The 22,846-nt window shown below is 55.4% G+C and carries 17 protein-coding genes and 1 pseudogene; 9 read left to right on the forward strand and 9 right to left on the reverse strand.

The features are described 5' to 3' along the window. Positions 1-70: 70 nt before the first annotated feature. The 6 genes from AC1RP7_RS14870 to AC1RP7_RS14895 all read right to left on the reverse strand — a co-directional run bounded on the left by AC1RP7_RS14870 (position 71) and on the right by AC1RP7_RS14895 (position 8,989). The gene (locus AC1RP7_RS14870; RefSeq protein ID WP_493182170.1) at positions 71-973 is read right to left on the reverse strand and encodes a LysR family transcriptional regulator; all 903 of its coding nucleotides are present in this window, start codon (positions 971-973) and stop codon (positions 71-73) included. Between the two features lie 103 nt (positions 974-1,076). Next, the gene (locus tag AC1RP7_RS14875) at positions 1,077-1,613 is read right to left on the reverse strand and encodes a 2,4'-dihydroxyacetophenone dioxygenase family protein (RefSeq protein ID WP_017340009.1); all 537 of its coding nucleotides are present in this window, start codon (positions 1,611-1,613) and stop codon (positions 1,077-1,079) included. A 610-nt stretch (positions 1,614-2,223) separates the two neighbouring features. Beyond that, on the reverse strand, positions 2,224-3,534 hold the full coding sequence (locus tag AC1RP7_RS14880; protein ID WP_493182171.1) for a site-specific integrase: 1,311 nt from the start codon (positions 3,532-3,534) through the stop codon (positions 2,224-2,226). Beyond that, positions 3,531-4,535, reverse strand: a complete 1,005-nt coding sequence (locus AC1RP7_RS14885; protein WP_493182172.1) for a hypothetical protein — start codon at positions 4,533-4,535, stop codon at positions 3,531-3,533. The genes AC1RP7_RS14880 and AC1RP7_RS14885 overlap by 4 nt, the downstream gene beginning before the upstream one ends. 1 nt (position 4,536) lies before the next feature. Then, positions 4,537-6,672 carry a tyrosine-type recombinase/integrase gene (locus AC1RP7_RS14890; protein WP_493182173.1) on the reverse strand — a complete coding sequence of 712 codons (2,136 nt, stop codon included), beginning with the start codon at positions 6,670-6,672 and terminating at the stop codon, positions 4,537-4,539. Further along, positions 6,665-8,989 carry a hypothetical protein gene (locus AC1RP7_RS14895; RefSeq protein ID WP_493182175.1) on the reverse strand — a complete coding sequence of 775 codons (2,325 nt, stop codon included), beginning with the start codon at positions 8,987-8,989 and terminating at the stop codon, positions 6,665-6,667. The genes AC1RP7_RS14890 and AC1RP7_RS14895 overlap by 8 nt, the downstream gene beginning before the upstream one ends. Positions 8,990-9,278: 289 nt before the next feature. Between AC1RP7_RS14895 and AC1RP7_RS14900 the strand changes: the two are divergent. Further along, positions 9,279-10,076: pseudogene (locus tag AC1RP7_RS14900) on the forward strand (cation:proton antiporter family protein); the annotation flags it as partial. A gap of 21 nt (positions 10,077-10,097) precedes the next feature. On the opposite strand, the gene dapC reads toward AC1RP7_RS14900, so the two are convergent. The 3 genes from dapC to map form a co-directional block, all read right to left on the reverse strand. Further along, on the reverse strand, positions 10,098-11,297 hold the full coding sequence (gene dapC / locus AC1RP7_RS14905; RefSeq protein WP_218495036.1) for a succinyldiaminopimelate transaminase: 1,200 nt from the start codon (positions 11,295-11,297) through the stop codon (positions 10,098-10,100). Between the two features lie 158 nt (positions 11,298-11,455). Beyond that, complete coding sequence (locus AC1RP7_RS14910) at positions 11,456-14,158, reverse strand: [protein-PII] uridylyltransferase (protein WP_057716175.1); 2,703 nt, start codon at positions 14,156-14,158, stop codon at positions 11,456-11,458. Positions 14,159-14,199: 41 nt separating this feature from the next. Beyond that, positions 14,200-14,982 carry a type I methionyl aminopeptidase gene (gene map, locus AC1RP7_RS14915; protein ID WP_057716174.1) on the reverse strand — a complete coding sequence of 261 codons (783 nt, stop codon included), beginning with the start codon at positions 14,980-14,982 and terminating at the stop codon, positions 14,200-14,202. A gap of 371 nt (positions 14,983-15,353) precedes the next feature. Between map and rpsB the strand changes: the two genes are divergently transcribed. From rpsB to rseP, 8 genes are all read left to right on the forward strand, one after another. Then, a complete protein-coding gene (gene rpsB, locus AC1RP7_RS14920; RefSeq protein WP_007978390.1) occupies positions 15,354-16,091 on the forward strand; it encodes a 30S ribosomal protein S2 in 738 nt (245 codons plus the stop codon). A 189-nt stretch (positions 16,092-16,280) separates the two neighbouring features. Continuing rightward, complete coding sequence (gene tsf, locus AC1RP7_RS14925) at positions 16,281-17,144, forward strand: translation elongation factor Ts (RefSeq protein WP_008052779.1); 864 nt, start codon at positions 16,281-16,283, stop codon at positions 17,142-17,144. A 214-nt stretch (positions 17,145-17,358) separates the two neighbouring features. Continuing rightward, complete coding sequence (gene pyrH / locus AC1RP7_RS14930) at positions 17,359-18,102, forward strand: UMP kinase (RefSeq protein WP_008000043.1); 744 nt, start codon at positions 17,359-17,361, stop codon at positions 18,100-18,102. Further along, positions 18,099-18,656 (forward strand): ribosome recycling factor, encoded by a 558-nt coding sequence (gene frr / locus AC1RP7_RS14935; protein ID WP_008019552.1) that lies wholly within the window; start codon positions 18,099-18,101, stop codon positions 18,654-18,656. Before pyrH ends, frr begins: the two co-directional genes overlap by 4 nt. Before the next feature lie 13 nt (positions 18,657-18,669). Further along, positions 18,670-19,425, forward strand: a complete 756-nt coding sequence (uppS, locus tag AC1RP7_RS14940; protein WP_057716173.1) for a polyprenyl diphosphate synthase — start codon at positions 18,670-18,672, stop codon at positions 19,423-19,425. After that, positions 19,425-20,231, forward strand: coding sequence for a phosphatidate cytidylyltransferase (locus AC1RP7_RS14945; RefSeq protein WP_493182177.1), 807 nt, complete (start codon positions 19,425-19,427; stop codon positions 20,229-20,231). Before uppS ends, AC1RP7_RS14945 begins: the two co-directional genes overlap by 1 nt. Continuing rightward, complete coding sequence (ispC, locus tag AC1RP7_RS14950; protein ID WP_218495037.1) at positions 20,228-21,418, forward strand: 1-deoxy-D-xylulose-5-phosphate reductoisomerase; 1,191 nt, start codon at positions 20,228-20,230, stop codon at positions 21,416-21,418. The genes AC1RP7_RS14945 and ispC overlap by 4 nt, the downstream gene beginning before the upstream one ends. 53 nt (positions 21,419-21,471) lie before the next feature. After that, entirely contained in the window at positions 21,472-22,824 is a 1,353-nt protein-coding gene (gene rseP / locus AC1RP7_RS14955; protein ID WP_407514168.1) for a sigma E protease regulator RseP, read from the forward strand. Positions 22,825-22,846: the final 22 nt, after the last annotated feature.

Consider the following 22,846-nt stretch of genomic DNA (forward strand, 5'->3'; position numbering starts at 1 on the left):
GCGGTTCAAACGCCTCGCATTTTCGAGTGAGGCTGTATGGTAAATGGGGCGCGCTGTTTCTGCGCGATAGCTATATGGCCCAGGGTTGCTCAGCAATTTTGGTCTCAAGGAAATCTCGAAAGACCCTGATCCTTGGGCTGAGATGCTTGCGGTTTGAGTACACCATGTAGATGGGTTCTTTTTCATCTAGGGCGTACTCCTCAAGCAATGGGATCAGGCGCCCTTTCCTGATATCCGCCCCGATATGGAATTGCGCAAGCTTCACGATGCCTGCACCCGATAGTGCCATCTGGCGAAGCAGGTCACCCTGAGCAAAAGACGCTTTAGCGCCGACAGGGATCAAGGTCTTGTGGTGGTCGATTTCGAACTCCCAGTTATTCCATGCGCTTTTGAAGCTGAAGTTAAAACAGTCATGGTTCACAAGGTCTTGTGGGTGATTAGGTCTACCGCAACGCTCGATATATTCCGGCGAGGCGCAGATGACCCAAGCACTTTCACCTACCTTTCTGGCAATCCGTGATGAGTCGGGTAAGACACCGCTGTGGATAGCTATATCAAGACCCTGTTCAAATTGGTCGATGTATTGGGGGCCAACTTGAATGTCGACGCTCAGGGCAGGGTATGTGGCAAGGAACTCTGGTAGCCAGGGCAAAATTTGATGCTTGGCGAAGGTTGTCATCGTATGGATGCGCAGAGTTCCGCTAACGCGCGTAGGGAACGCTTCAGCCAGGGAGTCTGCTTCTGCCATGGCGTTAACCACTTCCCGCGCGCTCACTAGGTAAGCAGCACCTTCTTCAGTGAGTGTGAGATTGCGAGTACCTCGCTGGAACAGGCGAGTTTGCAGCCGATCTTCAAGGCGAGTGATGAGCTTGCTGATGGCGGAAGGTGTTAGTCCATTTGAGCGCGCTGCTGCAGAAAAATTACCGTGCTCGGTAGCCCAAATGAAGGCCAACATCTGCGAGTAATTGTCCATTGATCTACCTTGTAGGAGGGCTTTTCGAAAATCAGCGTGCCACTTTTCTAGGGCTGAAACAACAAGCGCGCCATAGGCGCGCTTGAGATCTTCGGATCACTTATCAGCGAATAAATTGCTCGATGTAGTCATCAGGTAGACCCAGCTCTTTGTAGTGCTTGCGGGCTGCTTCAAGCTTGGTGAAAACGTCTTCGTAGCCGACCGCCACGCCTTGTGGATCGACGTAGGTGTATCCGCCTTGGACGTGGAACCAGGTGATCATTTCTTCAACATCTTCTGGAACGAAAAGGGTATGGGTTTCGCCTGGAGGCTCGTACGCAAAGGAGCCTTCGGATGCGACCCAATCATGCTCCAAGTAATACCAGCGGCCCTTGAGCACGATGGCATGAACACCGCCGGTGTGGCGATGGCGGGACAGCACACCGGCCTGGCGTACGCGGAGCAGGTTGATGTAGTAACCGCCAGTGACGCTCAGCAGCAATGGCTTGAAGGAGACCGAGCCGGTGACGGGTACCCACAGCTTGTCGTCTTCCAGCCAGTTCGTCAGGACGCCTGGGTGCACCATGTCTGGCGACATGAATGGAACCTGAGGCAGTTGATAGGGGATTGCAAGTTCATCAGGCTTCGGTGCAGTGCTCATTTTTATGGTTTCCACAGCTAGGTTAGTGGGGCCCTAGTGGTGACATGAGGGCTTGAACCAAAGAGTACGGCAGCAAGACAGGCGAAAAAAGACGTCAAACTTCACAGTAAGTGTGAACAGTCGTCATAGTTTGGAGGGGCCGAGTATGGGATTTCGGGTCGCAAATTGATGGAGCATTACGAGTTGAATGCGTAACAGAGAAGGATGAAATTGCGCTGAGCAAAATCGCTAGTCATTTGGGATCCCGGGCTCTGCGGTGGCCGCGAAGATTATCGTAGCGCTCGGTGTGGGGGCCGCGCAACCAAGCAGTATATGGATCATTTGCAGCAAGTGGGTTTCTTTCCAACGATCGTCCAGTAGCAAACGCAGCATAGTGTTTCCTCGGACTCACTGGGCAACCGATGATTGCCTTTGACCGGGAGTAGCTCTTAGTCGAACGTCTGCTTCTGGCCGTTCTCTGCCGGTGTCCGCTACCGCGAATGTTGGTCAAGTCGAATGCAAACGGATGGTCACATCCAATGCAAACGAGTGGTCAAGAGCAATGCAAATGGGTGGTCGACTGGGACGCAATTTCGCATAATTAGGCGGATGCGAGAGAGAGGGAAGATGGTCAAGTTACGGACACCATTTTATTCTCGTCGAGTGTTCCCACTGCGCTGATGAAGTCCTTGGCAGACAAATCTGCGGCTTTGTAAATCTCTGTCGACCGTTTTTTGTGCATCGTCATGATCACCCGGGCCAGATCGACATAGTGATCGAAGGTCGTCTGGAGAAATTTGTGCCCCATCTGATTCTGTAGCACTTGAGCCACCGCTAGGTTAAAAAGCCCGTCATTTTGCAAGATATCTTCGCCGAAGTTACGAATGAGAAATTGTGTCGGCCACCAGTCCCTCGCATCGTAGAACTTGAGATTCCTCCGAAGCTTAGGGTTGAGTTCGAGTGCCTTCTTTTTTGCGGTGGTCGTGCGCTGCGCAATCCTATCCGGTGTCACTGGGTGGCCATCCTTGGTCAGAAATAGCTGAGATAGCGGTGGTTTCTCACCATAGTTTTTCTCGTATTTTTTGGCCCTCTCTGCGTAAAGGGGCTTGATGTACATTTGTTCAAGGTCCCGGAGCGCATCCCGGTGTACGAGGATCGTGCGCGTCTTCCGACCCTTACTGTTGTAAATGGTATAGCTCACGTTCTGTTCGCTGAACTCCATGGAAGAGAAGGGCGCGATGTGCGCGTTGACACCATTTCCGTAGTACGGGAATCGGCAGAGATCCATAGGTCGCATTGCGGTGGCCACGGCGAACACAAGCAAGGCGGCATAAACTGGGTCTGAGTAATTTGCAACCAGCTGGCTGATCTCCTGAGGGGTGATGAGCGAACGAATTGCCGACTGACGACTCTCCTTGTCCAGCACCTCGATGCTCGTGGGATCTATTACCTTCTTTGCTTTCACAGCAATGTAGGCTTGGTATCGGGAGCTTTTATAGGGGGGAATCCAGGTCTTGAGCTGTACCTCAACACCCGGATTAAAACCAGCATCACCCAACCACCTGAAGTAATTCATAAGCAGCTTGGCTTCCCCGAAAATTGTCTCCGTGGATGGGCTAGCTGAGCCTTCTGCAACGCGTTCCATTTCACGAGCGTTCTGCCATCGCTTCACATGCTTGTTGCGGGCGAACAGATGGTATTGGCTTGGATGGATTCGTTGATGGTCGTCCGTTGTCGACAGGTATCGATAGAACATCGAAATGATACTGGCGTACCGTGAAGAGGTCTTTTCCGAAGAACGGGTCTTCGAATAGAGGAAAAGATTCACATGGCTCAACAGCACACTGTGTTTCTTGTCCTCGAAAATTAGGATGTAGTGGGCGACTCTTCGGTTGCTCTCTGCAGGCACATATTCAACATATTTTTTGGTTATCTTGATCACTTGGCCGTCCCACTTGTAGCGCTGAAATGGACGACTTGCTCGATACCTTTGAAAAGAAAAATATGGTCGGCTTTCTCGGCAGCCAACAATTCCTCTGCAGGTAAGCTGTTCGCTCGAAATTTTCGCTGCGCTGCCGTTTCCGCGACGGATGGGCACTCAGGGACATGTATGAAAATCGAGGTGTTTCTGATTTTACGGAGATGGTTTTTGATCTCCATTGAACTGAAAACTGGCAGGCGAACTACAATCTGTGTCGTGCGCGGAGGTGGAAGTTGTTCAAGGAAATCCTCAAAGTTGGAGATGAAACGATCCACAAAAATGATCACTTGGGTGGAAGGGTTTTCATGCAGGTTCACTTTGTCGATGATCTTGGTGATTTCCTTGTTTTTTTCGCCCAGATAAACCTTGTAGTCGCCTCCTTTTTTGTAAGTGGCGAAAGCCGGCTTAAGGTTGGGCTCGTAAACGATTCGCGAGCCTGGGGTGGCGACCAGCCGCTGGTTGGTAGCATTGAGCTTCGCCTTGGTGAGCTCAGCCTTAGCCTGGTCCAACTGCGCTATCAGATTGCCGATATAGGTGGTCTGTTTGTCCAGCGTCACACGGACGCAGTCCGTCTCGAACAATGTGATGTCATTGTTCATGAGTGATGTGATGTGGCGGTCAAGCGCTGCGGAGAGTTCTGCCTTGTGCCGCTTCTCAATCTCGGCAAGGGTTTTCTCCAACTGGCTTGCCCTTTCCTGAGTGACCTGCAGTAATCCACTAACCGAATTCGGTGCTGATTTCGGCAGCAGGGCATTCACATCCTTTTCGCCCTTGATGTAGCCAAGCAGATCCCCGTAGTAACGGTGGAAGGCTTGTCGTGTTATACCTGCCTCTTTAGCTACCTTGCCCACCTGCAAAGCACCACCACGGCTGAAGTAGGTGTCCACGATGATCTCGATCAGCTTCTGCCGTGTCGAATTCTTCTGCGTTTTTGCGCTCAGATCTTCTTCTTTCTGCGTCATTTTAATCATCGAGGCTTACCGCTGAGATACGATTGGATTGCGGGTCGTTTTCGGCTAATTGGTCTGCAAAATCAGGATTGTAATGATGGAGATTGCTGTGAGTCAGGTTGGCCAGATGGTATCGGTACGACTCGATCTTCGTTTGTATTTCATGACGTGTTGCGTCGGGAAGCGTTGCTTTTGGATTGTCCAAAATTCGCTGGAAGAACCTCACGTTCTGCTCAAGCGCAGTCCTAGCCTTCTCCAGCACTACAATCTTGCGGCAGTCGTAATGGCAATTTGTGGGGTCGGGGCGTGGCAGCGCACCGCCGAAGTCCCGTCCTTGGATGCAGGGAGGTAGGTTATCGAGCTTGAAGTGTTCAGCCGTTACGCAGAAGGTGCCAATGGCAGTCCGCTTGATGAACAAAGGGTGACCTCCTATCAGCAGATTGGTCACGTACTCCAGAAGCGAAATCTGAATTTTCTTGCCTTGAAAGTCATCTAGTTTGGCCTTAATTTGCTCGGAGATACGGAGCGCAGTTTGTCCAGAATAGGCGCCGATACGTATGGCTTGGATGATTTCTTGGAGCTCATGGGTGTACGACTGCTCCAAGCTCAGAGCAACGCTGCGTACCATGGCAGGATTGCGAGCGATGTACTTCATGGTCATTTTGAAGGTCTTGTGGCCGAATAGCGCGCGAATAAGATCGAGGTTACGTTCATCTTGGTTAATTAGGATCTCGGCAATAGTTTTCCGAAACCGGTGTATATGAATACGCTCGATCGGCAAGGCGTCCTTGAGCTGACGGATCAAGCCTGCTAGGAGCTGAGTCGTAACCGTCTGCATTTCATTTATCGAACCCTTCCTGTTGCTTTGGAACAGCCAGTGGCGGTTGGTTTTGCGTCCGATATTGCGCAGCTTGTCATAGGCAATCGCATTTTCCGCGATAAACCTAGGCAGTGGCAGGTACTCTACTTCACCGTTGTAGTTCGGGTCGTGAGCTGTCTTCCAGCGCACAATACGGATCCAGTATTCACCTGAGCCGTCTTCTCTGTCGTTGGTGATGTCTGTGATGCTAAGCGGCGCGAGCTCCGAAGCTCGGGCGCCGGTGATTAACGCAATTAGAATGAATACGGCATTACGGACATGATCTAGAGCCAGAGCCCAGTCTTCCTTCCACGTATACCGACAGTAGTTCTTGTTCTGGCGGTTGGAGGCAGGATGGCGAGTGGCTTGCATGATAATTCTGCCTTCCACCTTCACTTCAAACATCGACTCCAGTTCGCGGTCGGGTTTGCTGCGGCTGATGCCCCCTTGCTTGTTGTCCCGATTCACCTTGTCGATGGTTGGCTCAACTTTGGCAAGCTCCGGGGCGGCCTTTTCGATCCAGAAGAGGGCGTACTCCATCATGTGGCTGAGATCGTCCTCAGAAAACGGCACCCATGCTTGGAGGCTGGCACGCAATTTTTCATAAAGATCAGCTCGTCTTTCAGGCACCACGATCTTCTTGAGCGATACATCTATTCGCATACCTACAGGAATGAGTTCATGCGCTGAAAGACTGAGCCAGAGCCTAATTATATAGAATAGGGACATGTAGTTAGGTGCAGAATCGTAATCTCGTGCTCTGTCCAATGCCTTGTTGATCATCACTGTGCTAATCGTTTGCAGTGATTGTTGATTTGCAGTGATGTGATTATCAATGAATACGTACTTTTCAAGGAGTGAAAAGCCACTGGAATATTTCAAAGTGGATGTATAGCTCTTTATGCCGAAAATATGGCTGTGTTCAGGAAGCAGATAAAATGTGAGTGCACGCTTCAGATCATTGGCGCCTTCAGTAACGTGGTTGAAGGATATGGAGCGGGAAGTAGAGCCGCTATTAACTTGAAACCGCCAAATGGTATTGAGGTAAAGCGAGTGTCGTGAAACAGGGAATTCACCTTGGCTATGCTCCAGCATAAGGATCAAATGTCCACCTTTCGGAGTGTGCGTGTCTACCGTGTCTCTGAGCAAGGATTCAATCTCCGCATGAATGGATTCTTGAATATCTTGCTCAAATTCATTAATGAGAGATTGAGCGTAGCTCTCTTTGTCCTCTAGTGAATTCCCTGCTTGGTTCCTTGGCGAGGCTTTATTCTTAGTTCTATTATTCATCGAGATCACCAGTTTTGAAGATTAGGCGGAGATCCTGCAAGTTACGCGGCAGAAGGGGAGAGTTTACAGTTCTGTACTGCAGTGCCTCATCGATGGCATCCTCATCAGGCCAAGCATCCAGAATTACGTCAATCGCCTCCCGCTCAGCCTCAAGCCGGCTGCCAAATTCAGCCACGCTGCCGTCGCGCAGCAATTCATCGATATGAGCAAGCCGCTCAATCAAATAAGGAAGAGAGTCTTCTAGAATCCACACTCGGGTGCAGAAAAAGCATTGCTCCAAGGCAGCACATTTGGCGCCTTTAGGTAACTTTGGCGTTCCAGGCCAGTCAGGTTTGTAGCGATTACCGCAAGCCCACAAAGGCCGCTCCAAGTGTGGCAAAAAGAAAATACTAAGCTTAGTATTCGCTAGCGCGCTCGCCTTCTTTCCCAAGAGACCTTTGAACTTGCGTGCCCGCAACAATTCCACAATGTGCTCAAGCCCTGAGCGCAGGCGCTTCAAGCGGCGGGCGCGGGCTTGAGGGGAATTGTCATAAGATATATCGCTGGTGTCCCTTGATTGGTGCCCCATTAGTTGCGACAGGAAAGCAAATGGTTTTGCCTCCGAATTGTAGAACAGCCAAGAAACACGCAGGCGCCGAGAGATTTCAGAGGAAGAGGTAAGACGTTTCCCGTTATCGATTACCTCATAGTTACTCAAGAGGTCGCTCATCATTCTTGAAAATTGGTTAGCATAATCGAGAGTTGCCAGTCCAGTTACACTCTCTGATTTAACCCAGCCTGACCAAGGGCGCATGTAGGCGAAGAGAGTATTAACTTGACGGTTCTTAATCGGATCAATCATGCCGTTGAGGAAGGGCGCAAGAGGGGCAGTGAATTCCTTCGCTAGAAGAATTAGGTTGTACAATGAGTAAGAGTTGTCAGCATCTGAGGCTGCTAGGATCTGCTTAGGTTTAGCGTATGGTATGATTGAACCTTGGCTACGAAATTTTTCCGAGTGAATAATCTTTATTGATTCTTCGATCGTAGAGGTGAGTGGGTGCTCGAAGTTATCTTTGTCTAAACTCATTACCGTTTCTTTGTTCCACCCCGCTTGCAGCATCATCAGTATGGCAAGCCCTGCCATGTTAATTCCAGTCGGATAATACAGGGCAAGATGTTCATCTAGGGACAGCATGTGCTGTTCCTGTTTGCAATTACGGTTAAATCTTATGCGAATAGTATATAGCTTATTGAGAATAAGTTTAATGACATCGTCGCAGTCTTTAATGACGGAGTTTCCTAGTCCTGAGTATTCTTGCTTAACGTCGCCGCTACTGAATTTAAACGGGAAACCATGCTCGTTGAGTGTTTTTACGACGCGGTGCGGCTCAAGCACTGTGTTTTGCCAGCTTTCTGTCTTCCTCATGTTAGGTTCATAGTTTATTGGGATTTGAATGTCTGGATCGGCTGAGGCCATCTTTTTGAGCGCCTTGACAAGCCCAGGTGCGTTGCGCAATTCAATCATTTCAGGGTCGCAACATTTGTCCAGACGCAACATTGCTTGGACTGCTCTGAAGGTGATGTTATTGTCAAGATTGTACTTTACCCATGTTAGGATGTCTTTTTTGGTTGTCCGTTGTTCAAAGTGCGCTTGAAGCTCTTCAAAGGTGTAAGGCTCCGAAGCATCAATTATTTTTCGTCGCTCAATTGTTTGACGTATGATATCTACGATTTGCCGAGTGGCGGTTGTGAGACTTGCCACGCCCTCTTCGCTAAGAGGCTCTGACCCGGGTCCTGGTTTTATTTTGATAACAGGAAGTTCAAGTCGCGGCACAACGGCGGTTTCGTTAGCTGCTACATTAATAGCTGATTTAAGAATTACGGCATGTCTCCGCGTTTTTCTCGTCTGATCTAGAAATAGGCCGAAGCTTCGTAGAGTGGAAGGCGTAATGTCCCTGATGTGCACAATATGTAGTGAACTAGTATGCCGACTGTTGTAGTCAATCACGAAGTCGAAAAAATTTTCGATCGCTATGCGAAACTGGTAGCTCCAAGATGCAGTTCGCGTCGGGCCTAGCGTGAGCATAATGAAATGCAGGGTCATGCAAATGTTTGTGCTTTCATTCCATGCAGGATGGTTCACATAGGTGCAGGTGATCGGCTGTCCATTCGATGCGTATATGACCGGAATAACGAGCGATTGCTGATCTTCACCACCTCCTTCCTTCATTCCCGGACGCCCGACAAAAGAAGCGTCTCGGGGGCCTTGTTCTAGGGTTTGCTCGGCGGGTGGTGAAACAGCGTCGTTGACCGGAGGGTCGATAGGTTCATCCTTCACACTAGTCCCTCCGGTATCTTCTTGTTTGCCAGTGAAGCCGTCTGATTGATGGGAATAGCGTTCGCGAAGACTTGATGGATTGCAGGCCGGCAGCAGCGATCTGTTCTTGGCACACCCTTTATGCTCACCACCTTTAGGTTTCGGCAGAACGCCTGAGGCTCGGGAGGCGAGGAGGTCTGAGTGTCGGGGGATGGGAGTTGTCTCATCATTTGATCCTGCTGAATGGTTTACTTTTCCGAATCGTGGAAACTATCATGTTGGGTTTACATATGATGGAAAGATAAACTATGGTTTGATCTTCCTGCTGTTGGGTTTGCAGTTGCCGGACATCATCAAGGCGGTGGCCAGTCACGAAACTTCGTTATGGCCGACGTTGTTGTATCGCGGGCTCGACGTGGTGGCGATTTTCCTGGTGCTGCTGGTTTTGCGGTTCGTCTGGGTGCAAAGCATCTGGCGATTGTCGGTACTGCTGCGGCGATTGCGCGGCAAGGGTGAAGTGACCCGGGTGCCGACGGCGCGATCCTGTTGGTTGCTGACCGTGGGCGGCGTGCGCGGGGCCGTGACGCTGGCGGGTGTGATGTCGGTGCCGATGCTCATGGGAGGGAGCGCATTTCCCGAGCGCGACCTGCTGATTTTCATCGCCGCCGGGGTGATTCTGCTGTCGTTGATTGCGGCCTGCATCGCGCTGCCACTGTTGTTGCGTGGCATCGAAGCCAGTCCGGACGACAAGCGGCGCAACGAAGTGCGCGACGCCTGGCGCAAGACCGCCGAGGCGGCCATTCATGCGCTTGAGACAGAAGAGGTCAATCCACAGGGCGCCGCCCAGTCCGCACTGGCCGTCGAGCTCAAGGCGCGGATCATGTCCGAGTACCGACATCAGTTGGAGGTGTTCAACGACTCCGCTGAGGCGCAAGCCCTGGCGTTTCAGATGGACTTGCTGGAACGGCGTTTGCGCTTGAAGGCGCTACGGGCGCAGCGCCTGGAGTTGTACAGCCTCAGTCGTCATCACCAGATTGGTGATGACGTGTTGCGTGAGGTGTTGGGGGAACTGGATCTGAGCGAGGCCAAACTCGGTCAGGTGAAGTAACACCTGCCCCCCGTGGGGGGGTTATTTGCGGCGCTGGATGAAATCGCGAATCCGCTCGGCTGCTTCAACGCACTCTGCCAGCGGCGCAACCAGCGCCATGCGCACACGCCCGGCCCCCGGATTGACGCCATCGACGTCCCGCGACAGGTAAGAACCCGGCACCACGGTCACGTGCTCCTGCTCGAACAGGTCTCGGCAGAACGCAGCGTCGTCACCGGCGACATTCGGCCACAGGTAGAAACTGCCATCCGGACGCTGTACGTCCAGCACCGGGCTGAGGATTTCGAGTACCGCATCGAACTTCTCGCGATACAGCGCCCGGTTGGCGCGCACGTGCACTTCATCATTCCACGCGGCAACGCTGGCCAGTTGGGTTTGAACCGGCATCGCACAGCCATGGTAGGTGCGATAGAGCAGGAAGCCCTTGAGGACGTCGGCATCACCGGCCACAAAGCCCGAGCGCAGGCCTGGCAGGTTCGAACGCTTGGACAGGCTGTGGAACACCACGCAACGCTTGAAGTCCTTGCGACCCAGTTCCGCGCAAGCGCTGAGCAGGCCTGGTGGCGGCGTTTGTTCGTCGAAGTACAGCTCGCTGTAGCACTCATCGGCGGCAATCACGAAGTCGTATTCGTCGGCCAGGGCAATCAGCTTTTTCAGGGTCTCGACCGGGATCAGGGCGCCGGTCGGATTGCCAGGCGAGCACAGGAACAGGATCTGGCAGCGTTGCCAGATGTCCGGAGATACGGCGTCGAAATCCGGGTTGAAGCCGTTTTCGTCCAGGCATGGCAGGTAATGCGGCTTGGCCCCGGCGAGGAACGCCGCGCCTTCGTAGATCTGGTAGAAGGGGTTCGGGCTGACCACCAGCGCGTCATCGCCACGGTTGACTACGGTCTGGGTGAAGGCGAACAGCGCTTCGCGGGTACCGTTGACCGGCAGCACGTTGCGCGCCGGGTCGATCCAGCCCTTAGGCACATCGAAGCGACGCTCGCACCATGCCGCGATGGCTTCACGCAGCTCCGGGATACCGAGTGTGGTCGGGTACACGGCCATTTTTTCCAGATTGCTGGCCAGGGCCTCGGCGACAAAGCTTGGCGAACGGTGTTTCGGCTCGCCGATGGACAGCGCGATCGGACGCTTGTCCGGATTGGGCGTCACGCTGCCGAGCAGAGCGCGGAGTTTCTCGAACGGGTAGGGCTGGAGCTGGGACAGAGCGTTGTTCATCGATAAATCTCGTTCGGTGTTGGAGCGGCGCTGGTCCCTGTAGGAGCGAGCTTGCTCGCGATGGTCGTCAACGATAACGCGTTCTTGCCAGAATAACGCGGCGTATTTGAGTTCATCGCGAGCAAGCTTGCTCCTACAAAAGGCGGGCCGTTGTTAAGTCAGATGCTGATGCGCGACAGTTTGATATCAGGTTCCTGGTTGACGCTCAGTTGTTCGACGATCGCATCCTGCAGGCGGCTGCACAGCAACGGGTCGGACAACGGCTGATTGTTGGCGTCGGTGATGAAGAACACGTCTTCCACGCGTTCGCCGAGGGTGGCGATCTTGGCGTTCTGCAACGACAGATCGAACTCCAGGAAGATCGTGCCGATCCGCGCCAGCAGGCCCGGGCGGTCGGGCGCGGTGAGTTCCAGCACCGTCACCGGGCGTTGGGCGTCGTTGTGGATCGTCACTTGTGGTGCAAAGGCGAAATGCTTGAGCTGACGTGGCACCCGGCGCTGGATGATGGTCGGGTAGTTGTCCGGGTTACGCAGGGCTTCGGTCAGACCCTCGCGGATCTGTTTGACCCGCGCCGGATTATCGCCAATCGAGTCGCCGTCGGTGTCGAGCACGATATAGGTGTCGAGGGTGAACTGGCTGCTGGAGGTGATGACCCGGGCGTCGTGAATGTTCAGGTTGAGCTGGTCCATCGTTGCCACGGTCACGGCAAAGAAGTCGTGCTGGTCCGGGGCATAAATGAAGATCTGCGTGCCACCTTCGAACTCGCGCTGGGTGGTTTCCTTGATCAGCACCAGTGGTCCGCCGTCGGCCGGTTGCTGGAGTATCGCGTCGCTGTGCCAGGCCACGTCGCCGGCGGTGTGGCGCAGGAAATAGTCATCACCCAACTGCGCCCACAATTGCTCGACATCGTCCGGGTCGGTGCCGCCGCGCACCAGGATATCCAGGGCGGCGCTCTGGGTCTGGCGGATCTGCTCTTCGCGATCCACCGGGTTCTCCAGGCCACGGCGCAAGGCGCGCTTGGTCTCGGTGTAGAGCTGGCGCAGCAGGCTGGCGCGCCAGGAGTTCCACAGGGTCGGGTTGGTGGCGTTGATGTCTGCGACAGTCAGCACATACAGGTAGTCGAGGCGGGTTTCGTCGCCAACGATCTGGGCGAAATCGTGGATCACCTGCGGGTCGGACAAGTCCTTGCGCTGGGCGGTGGTCGACATCACCAGGTGGTTTTGCACCAGCCACACGATCAGGCGACTGTCCCACGTGGGCAGTTGATGACGCTGGCAAAAGGCCTCGGCATCCACCGCACCGATGTCCGAGTGATCGCCATGCCGGCCTTTGCCGATGTCGTGGTACAGGCCGGCCATGTAGATCAGCTCGGGCTTGGGCAGCTTGCCCATGACTTTGCTGGCCAGCGGGAATTTTTCCGACACCTGGGTGTACTGCAACTTACGCAGGTGTTTGATCAGGTTCAGGGTGTGGGCATCGACCGTATAGATGTGGAACAGGTCGTGTTGCATCTGCCCGACGATAAAGCCGAATTCGGGCAGATAACGCCCAAGGATGCCGTAACGGTTCATTCGCCGCAGGTTGCGGTGGATGCCGATCTTGCATTTGAACAATTCGATAAACAGGCTGGTGTTGCGAATATCGTTGCGGAAGTCGTCGTCGATCAGGTGGCGGTGTTCCCGCAGCAGGCGAATGGTGTCGGCGCGCACGCCCTTGATTTCGGGCTGCTGGGCCATCAGCACGAAGATTTCGAGCATGGCGAACGGCGTGCGGCGAAAGACGTTGTCGTTGCGTGCCTCGATGTAGCCGTCATGCAACTGGAAACGCGAGTTGATCGGCTGCGGTGGCGCTTCGTCTTCCGGTGCGAGGATGACTTCCTCGAAGTGCTGGATGATCAGGTCGCTGAGTTGGGCGATGCTCATGACCACCCGATAATACTGTTGCATGAAGTTTTCGATGGCTTGCTTGGCGTCGTCGCCTTTGAAGCCCAGCAGCCCGGCAATGGTGCGCTGGTGATCGAACAGCAGGCGGTCTTCGGCGCGGCCGGCCAGCATGTGCAGGGCATAGCGAACCTTCCACAGGAACTCCTGGGAGGAGGCGAGCAGGGCGTTTTCGCTCTCTACCAGGAATCCTTCGCCTGCCAGTGCCCGCAGGTTCAGGGTGCCGTACTCGCGACGGGCCACCCACAGAATCGTCTGGATATCCCGCAGGCCGCCGGGTGAGCCTTTGACGTTGGGTTCCAGGTTGTATTCGGTGTCGTTGTACTTGTGGTGGCGAGCCTTTTGTTCGGCATGCTTGGCCAGGAAGAAGTCCTTGCTCGGCCACATGTGCCCGGTGCTGGTGACGTCCAGCATGCGCTGGCGCAAACGCTCGGGGCCGGCGATGGTGCGGCTTTCCATCAGGTTGGTGACGACCGTCAGGTCGGCGCGGGCCTCGACGGCGCATTCGTCGACCGAGCGAACGCTCTGACCGACCTCCAGGCCGATGTCCCACAACAGCGTCAGAAAACGCTCGATGGAATCGCGGAAAACCTCGTGGTCGGCGCTGTCCAGAAGGATCAGCAAGTCGATATCGGAATAAGGGTGCAATTCGCCACGGCCGTAGCCGCCGACCGCGACCAGCGCGATGTCGGCGTCCTCGCTCCAGCTGAACTGCTCCCAGGCCTTTTGCAGGATGTTATCGACGAACCAGGCGCGATCCTCGATCAGCCGGCGAATGTCCCGGCCATTGCGAAAACGCGTGTCGAGCACTTCGCGGGCCTGGCGGATCGCCTTCTTGAAGGCCGCGATCGGGCTTGCCTTCAGGGCCAGTTCAGCCTGGAACTGGCCGCGGTCGAAGAGTTCGGGATCCACCTGCGGCATCGATTGGCTTTCCTTTCTATAGGCGATGTACGGTAGCGGGATCAGGCCGAAACGCGAGGGATGGTGTCATCACTGCGCAGGGTGAAGATCTCGTAACCGGTTTCGGTCACCAGCAGGGTGTGTTCCCACTGTGCCGAGAGCTTGCGGTCCTTGGTGATCGCGGTCCAGCCGTCGCCCAGTACCTTGGTGTCGGCGCGGCCCTGGTTGATCATCGGCTCGATGGTGAAGGTCATGCCGGCCTTGAGTTCCATGCCGGTGCCGGCGCGGCCGTAGTGCAGGATCTGCGGCTCCTCGTGGAACACCTTGCCGATACCATGGCCGCAGAATTCGCGAACCACCGAGAAGCCGTTCTTTTCCGCATGCTTCTGGATAATTTCGCCGATGTCGCCCAGGCGGCAGCCAGGTTTGACGATCTCGATCGCCTTGTACATGCATTCCTGGGTCACCTGGGACAGGCGCTCGGCCCAGACCGGTACGTTGCCGACGTGGAACATCCGGCTGGTATCACCGTGGAAACCGTCCTTGATGACGGTGACGTCGATGTTCAGGGTGTCGCCATCTTTGAGCGGCTTGTCGTTTGGAATGCCATGGCAGACCACATGGTTGATCGACGTGCAGATCGACTTTGGATAGCCCTTGTAATTGAGCGGGGCAGGGATGGCTTTCTGCTCATTGACGATGTAGTCGTGGCAGATCTGGTTCAGTTGATCGGTGGTAACGCCCGGCTTGACGTATTCGGCAATCATTTCCAGCACATCGGCGGCCAGTTTGCCGGCGATACGCATTTTGGCGATATCCTCGGGGGTTTTGAGGGTGACGGTCATACAGGCTCTCTCTGCGCCAGGCGGCGCTTTCTAGACGGAGGGGGCAATGCGCGATCGAACTTCGCGGCCCTGAAAAATACGATTCTACCAGACGATCAGCGCAAATCTGCGGCTGTGTGCATCGCTTCTCTCTATAGAATGGTGCATTCTTGGCGGATTCCAAGGGGTGGAACAAAACGCTCGCCAGGATTTCAGAATCCGGGTTCCGTTTTGCCCTGTCTTGTGATATAAAATGCGCCGCTTTCCGGGGATGTCCCGGGAAGCTTAAATCCACACACGTGTCGACACGATGACCTGGGTGCCTTCAGCTGATGCTGCTGGTTGGTCATTGGGATACGTGGAGGCCAAACCCGACTTATTAAGGAACTATCATGTCCCAAGTCAACATGCGCGATATGCTGAAGGCCGGTGTGCACTTCGGTCACCAGACCCGTTACTGGAACCCGAAAATGGGCAAGTACATTTTCGGTGCGCGTAACAAGATCCACATCATCAATCTTGAAAAAACCCTGCCAATGTTCAACGAAGCTCTGACTTTCGTAGAGCGTCTGGCCCAGGGCAAAAACAAGATTCTGTTCGTCGGCACCAAGCGTTCCGCTGGTAAGATCGTTGCTGAAGAAGCAGCACGTTGCGGTTCGCCGTACGTCGATCACCGCTGGTTGGGCGGCATGCTGACCAACTTCAAGACCATCCGTGCTTCCATCAAGCGTCTGCGTGACCTTGAAGTACAAGCCGAAGACGGTACTTTCGCCAAGCTGACCAAGAAAGAAGCGCTGATGCGCACTCGTGACCTGGAAAAGCTGGATCGTTCCCTGGGTGGTATCAAGGACATGGGCGGTCTGCCAGACGCTCTGTTCGTTATCGACGTTGATCACGAGCGCATCGCGATCACCGAAGCCAACAAACTGGGCATCCCGGTTATCGGCGTAGTCGATACCAACAGCAGCCCGGAAGGCGTTGACTACATCATCCCAGGCAACGATGACGCAATCCGCGCTATCCAGCTGTACATGGGTTCGATGGCTGACGCTGTCATCCGCGGTCGCAACAATGTTGCCGGCGGCACCGAAGTTTTCGTTGAAGAAGCTCCGGTAGCAGCAGCTGAGTAATTGACGCCTTGGCGTTGACTCAGTAAGCAAAAAGGGGGCTTGGCCCCCTTTTTGCCACCTCGAAAACCATTTGTCGGCGCCCACTGCTCTATCTGTAACGTGCGGCAGCTAACAAGGGTGGTTCGGGAAGAATTGATCGCCCGTTCGATCGGGTGGAATGGTTGAAAACCTATCCAAGAGGATTTTGAAATGGCAGAGATTACTGCAGCGTTGGTCAAAGAACTGCGCGAGCGTACTGGCGAAGGCATGATGGACTGCAAAAAGGCCTTGACCAAGGCTGGCGGCGACATCGAGAAAGCCATTGATGACATGCGTGCTTCGGGCGCCATCAAGGCTGCCAAGAAAGCCGGCAACGTTGCCGCTGAAGGCGCTATCGCCATCAAGGCTGACGACAAGGCAGCCGTGCTGCTGGAAGTTAACTCGCAGACCGACTTCCTGGCCCTGCAAGACGACTTCAAGAACTTCGTTGCTGCCTGCGTAGAAAAAGCCTTCGACGAAAAACTGACCGACGCAGCTCCGCTGATCGCCGCTCAGGAATCGGCTCGTGAAGCTCTGGTCGCCAAAGTAGGCGAGAACGTCAACATTCGTCGCCTGGTACGCGTAGAGGGCGACGTTGTCGGCACCTACCTGCACGGTAACAAGATCGGTGTTGCTGTTGTTCTCAAGGGCGGCGATGTTCAGCTGGCCAAAGAGATCGCCATGCACGTGGCGGCAAGCAACCCTGAGTTCCTGCTGCCATCGCAGGTTTCGCCAGAAGCCATCGAGCGCGAGAAGGGCGTTTTCCTGACCCTGAACGAAGACAAGATGAAAGGCAAGCCAGCTGAAATCGTCGAGAAGATGATCGCCGGCCGTATCACCAAGTTCCTGGCTGAAGCCAGCCTGGTAGAGCAAGCTTTCGTGATGAACCCGGAAGTCACCGTTGGTGCCCTGGCCAAGAAAGCCGGCGCTGAAATCGTTTCCTTCACTTACTTCAAAGTAGGCGAAGGCATCGAGAAGCCAGTGGACAACTTCGCAGAAGAAGTTGCTGCCCAGCTGGCTGCCGCCAAGCAATAAGACGGTTTTTTAACTGTCGCCCAGAAGAGGCTGCCCGCTCACGCGCGCAGCCTCTTTTCAGATGGGGTATCAATTTTTATTTGGTTTCCCTTTGGAACTGGCTTACAAAGCCATGTTCCGATGGCGCTGAAGCAGTGCCAAGCTAGAGTGAGCGTCAGCTGTAAAACAGCTCGCAAAGAATTTTTTTTTAAATACGCCGCAGGAGAGATTCGCAATGGCTCAGCAGGGCAGTGGTTATCAGGCTCGCTATAAACGCATTCTACTCAAGCTTAGCGGCGAGGCCCTGATGGGCTCGGAAGAGTTCGGGATCGATCCGAAAGTTCTGGATCGCATGGCATTGGAAGTTGGCCAACTGGTCGGCATCGGCGTTCAGGTTGGTCTGGTTATCGGTGGTGGCAACCTGTTCCGCGGTGAAGCGCTGAGCAAGGCTGGCATGGACCGGGTCACCGGCGACCACATGGGCATGCTGGCCACTGTGATGAACGCCCTGGCGATGCGCGACGCCCTTGAGCGCGCCAACATCTCGGCCATCGTGATGTCCGCTATTTCCATGGTTGGCGTGACCGATCACTACGATCGTCGCAAGGCCATGCGTCACCTGAATTCCAAGGACGTGGTGATTTTCGCGGCCGGTACCGGCAACCCGTTCTTTACGACGGATTCGGCAGCCTGCCTGCGTGCAATCGAAATCGATGCCGATGTCGTGCTCAAGGCGACCAAGGTCGATGGTGTTTACACCGCTGACCCGTTCAAAGACCCGCATGCCGAGAAGTTCGATCATCTGACTTATGATGAAGTGCTGGATCGCAAGCTGGGTGTGATGGATCTGACGGCCATTTGCCTGTGCCGCGACCACAAGATGCCACTACGCGTATTTAACATGAACAAGCCCGGCGCCCTGCTGAATATCGTACACGGCGGCGCTGAAGGGACCCTGATCGAGGAAGGCGAACAATGATCAACGAAATCAAGAAAGACGCTAAAGAGCGCATGCAGAAGTCTGTGGAGTCCCTGTCGCACAACTTCGGCCGCATCCGTACCGGCCAGGCGCACCCGAGCATCCTGGAAGGCGTGATGGTGCCGTACTACGGCGCTGACACCCCGATCAAGCAAGTGGCCAACATCACCGTCAAGGACGCCCGCACCCTGCAAGTCGTTGCCTTCGAGCGCAACATGCTCGGCGCAGTCGACAAGGCTATCGGCAGTGCAGGTCTGAACTTGAACCCGACCAACCTCGGCGAGCTGCTGCTGATCAGCATGCCGGCCCTGACCGAAGAAACCCGCCGCGGTTTCACCAAGCAGGCCCGTGACGTGGCTGAAGACGCTCGTGTTGCCGTGCGCAACATCCGTCGCGATGCCAACAGCTCGTTGAAAGACCTGGTCAAAGAAAAAGAGATCAGCGAAGACGAAGAGCGTCGCGCCACTGGCGAGATCGACGACCTGACCAAGAAATTCGTGGCTGAAATCGACGCGAAGCTGGCAGAGAAAGAAAAAGACCTGATGGCCGTATAAGGGTCGCGTTTTCATGGAAAAGACTAAGCAGACTGCACCGTCCGCGGTGCCGCGCCATGTCGCGATCATCATGGATGGTAACAATCGCTGGGCGAAAAAACGCTTTATGCCAGGTGTCGCCGGGCATAAAGCGGGCGTGGATGCGGTACGTGCAGTCATTGAAGTCTGCGCCGAGGCCAAGGTCGAAGTGCTGACCCTGTTCGCCTTCTCCAGTGAGAACTGGCAACGTCCGGCCGATGAGGTCAGCGCTTTGATGGATCTGTTCTTCAAGGCGCTGCGTCGTGAGGCCAAGCGCCTCAACGACAACAACATCAGCCTGCGCATCATTGGTGACCGCTCGCGTTTTCATCCAGAGCTGCAGGCTGCCATGCGTGAAGCCGAGGCCATGACGGTTGGTGCCAATCGTTTTGTCCTGCAGATCGCCGCCAATTACGGCGGTCAGTGGGATATCGCGCAAGCTGCGCAACGACTGGCGCGAGAGGTTCAGGCCGGGCACTTGCGTCCGGAAGACATCACGCCTGATCTGCTGCAGACCTGCCTGGTCACAGGCGATCTGCCGTTGCCGGACCTGTGCATCCGCACCGGTGGCGAGCACCGCATCAGCAACTTCCTGCTCTGGCAACTGGCCTATGCCGAGTTGTATTTCTCCGACCTGTTCTGGCCGGACTTCAAACACGATGCCATGCGCAATGCGCTGGCCGATTTCGCTTCCCGCCAGCGCCGCTTCGGTAAAACGAGCGAGCAGGTCGAGGCTGGAGCCCGGGTTTAATGCTTAAACAACGAATCATCACCGCACTGATCCTGCTGCCGATTGCCTTGTGCGGATTCTTTCTGCTTGAAGGTTCCGGTTTTGCACTGTTCATCGGGCTGGTCGTGACCCTTGGTGCCTGGGAATGGGCGCGTCTGGCGGGTTTTGCCGCTCAAGCGTACCGCGTTGGCTATGCCGCTGTGGTCGCTCTGGTGCTGTTCCTCATGTACATCCTGCCCGGCCTCGCGCCTTGGGTATTGGGTGCTTCAGTGCTGTGGTGGGCAGCGGCGACGTATCTGGTGCTGACCTATCCGCGCTCGAGCGAGCAATGGTCCAGTGCGGCGACCAAGTTGGTGATCGGCCTGTTGATTCTGCTGCCGGCCTGGCAAGGTCTGGTGCAGATCAAGCAATACCCGCTGGGTAACTGGCTGATCATGGCGGTGATGGTGTTGGTGTGGGGTGCCGATATTGGCGCCTACTTCTCCGGTCGCGCTTTCGGCAAACGCAAGCTCGCACCACAGGTCAGTCCGGGCAAAAGCTGGGAGGGCGTGTACGGTGGTCTGGCGCTGAGCCTGGTGATTACCACAATCGTTGGTCTGGTACGCGACTGGACGGTGGCCGAGCTGCTCAAAGGGTTGATCGGTGCCGCGCTGATCGTGTTCATTTCGGTGGTGGGTGATCTCACTGAAAGCATGTTCAAGCGTCAGTCCGGGATCAAGGACAGCAGTAATCTGCTTCCGGGTCACGGCGGTGTGCTGGATCGTATCGACAGCCTGACGGCAGCGATTCCGGTGTTTGCGGTGCTGCTGTGGATGGCTGCACCATGAGCCGCCCACAACAGATTACCGTTCTGGGGGCGACCGGCTCGATTGGCCTGAGCACGCTCGACGTCATCGCTCGTCACCCTGATCGATATCAGGTCTTTGCCTTGACTGGCTTTAGCCGCTTGAGTGAATTGCTGGCGCTCTGCGTGCGCCATGTCCCGCGATTTGCCGTGGTGCCTGAGATCGCAGCTGCCCGCACCCTGCAAGATGATTTGCGCGCGGCGGGTCTCTCGACCCGTGTTCTGGTGGGTGAGGAAGGTTTGTGTCAGGTCGCTTCCGATCCGGAAGTCGATACGGTCATGGCGGCCATCGTCGGTGCGGCGGGTTTGCGCCCGACACTGGCGGCGGTGGAGACCGGCAAGAAAATTCTGCTGGCCAATAAAGAGGCGCTGGTCATGTCCGGCGCGCTGTTCATGCAGGCCGTGCGCAAGAGCGGTTCGGTGTTGCTGCCGATCGATAGCGAGCACAACGCCATTTTCCAGTGCATGCCGCTCGATTATGCCCGTGGCCTTGAGGTGGTTGGCGTACGTCGGATTCTGCTGACGGCTTCCGGCGGTCCGTTTCGACAGACGCCCATGGCGGAGCTGGCGAATGTTTCTCCCGATCAGGCGTGTGCTCATCCGAACTGGTCCATGGGGCGAAAAATCTCCGTTGACTCGGCCAGCATGATGAACAAGGGGCTTGAGTTGATCGAAGCCTGCTGGCTGTTCGATGCCAAGCCTTCGCAGGTCGAGGTGGTGATTCACCCGCAAAGTGTGATCCATTCGCTGGTCGACTACGTCGATGGTTCTGTTCTGGCACAGCTGGGTAATCCGGACATGCGCACGCCCATCGCCAATGCCCTGGCCTGGCCGGAGCGGATTGACTCGGGCGTGGCGCCGCTGGACCTGTTTGCCATTGCGCGGTTGGACTTCCAGGCGCCCGATGAAAAACGTTTCCCGTGCCTGCGTCTGGCTCGTCAGGCGGCCGAAGCGGGTAACAGCGCGCCAGCCATGCTCAATGCGGCGAACGAAGTGGCGGTAGCGGCATTTCTCGACGAACGGGTTCGTTACCCGGAAATCGCGAGTATCATCGAGGAAGTACTGAATCTGGAGCCCGTAGTGGCGGTGGATGATCTCGATGCAGTGTTCACGGCAGACGCGAAGGCCCGATTGCTGGCCGGACAATGGTTGAGCCGTCACGGGCGGTAAATGCTGCGGATAGTTGGCCCAGGCAGCAGCGGATAGGAATGCGGAGAAAGTAGATGAGCGCGCTCTATATGATTGTCGGCACCCTGGTCGCTCTGGGTGTGCTGGTTACCTTCCACGAGTTCGGCCATTTTTGGGTCGCGCGTCGCTGTGGGGTCAAAGTGCTGCGTTTCTCCGTAGGCTTCGGCATGCCTTTGCTGCGTTGGCACGACAAGCAGGGCACCGAATTTGTCGTCGCCGCCATCCCGTTGGGCGGCTACGTCAAAATGCTCGACGAGCGCGAAGGTGAAGTACCGCTCGATCAGCTTGATCAATCCTTCAATCGTAAATCCGTTCGTCAGCGCATTGCCATCGTAGCGGCGGGGCCGATTGCCAACTTCCTGCTGGCATTTACGTTCTTCTGGGTATTGGCAATGCTCGGCAGCGAGCAGGTGCGTCCGGTCATCGGCGCTGTCGAGTCCGGGAGTATCGCGGCCAAGGCAGGTTTGAGCCCTGGCCAGGAAATCGTGGCCATTGATGGTGAGGCAACTTCCGGCTGGGCAGCGGTGAACCTGCAACTGGTGCGTCGCCTGGGCGAAAGCGGTTCGTTGCAGATAGTGGTGCGCGAACAGGGTTCCACGGCCGACTCTCCTCGTGAACTTGTGCTGGACAAGTGGCTCAAAGGGGCTGACGAGCCCGACCCTATCCATTCTTTGGGGATTCGTCCATGGCGTCCGGCATTGCCGCCTGTCCTGGCCGAGCTCGATCCAAAGGGGCCGGCCAAGGCTGCCGGCCTGAAGACCGGTGACCGGTTGCTCGCGCTCGATGGTCGTACGCTCGATGACTGGCAGCAGGTTGTCGATACCGTCCGTATGCATCCTGATACCAAAATCATGCTGCGGGTTGAGCGCGACGGTGCTCAGATCGACGTCCCGGTAACACTTGCCGCTCGCGGCGAGAGCAAGTCACCCAGCGGTTATTTGGGGGCAGGGGTGAAAGCGATCGACTGGCCGCCGGAGATGATCCGCGAGGTCAGCTACGGGCCATTGGCAGCAATTGGCGAGGGGGCTCGACGCACCTGGACCATGAGCGTGCTGACCCTCGATTCACTGAAGAAAATGTTGTTCGGCGAGCTCTCGGTAAAAAACTTGAGTGGACCGATAACCATTGCTAAAGTGGCGGGCGCTTCGGCCCAGTCGGGTGTTGCTGATTTCCTGAATTTCCTTGCTTATCTGAGTATTAGCTTGGGCGTTCTGAATTTGTTGCCCATTCCGGTACTGGATGGGGGGCATTTGTTGTTTTATCTGATCGAGTGGGTGCGTGGTCGTCCCTTGTCAGATCGGGTGCAAGGTTGGGGGATACAGATCGGTATCAGTTTGGTGATCGGGGTGATGTTGCTTGCTCTGGTTAATGATCTGGGTCGACTGTAACGCTTCGCTGAATTGCGAATCT

This window comes from Pseudomonas sp. GW822-FHT01E03 (assembly GCF_058802985.1).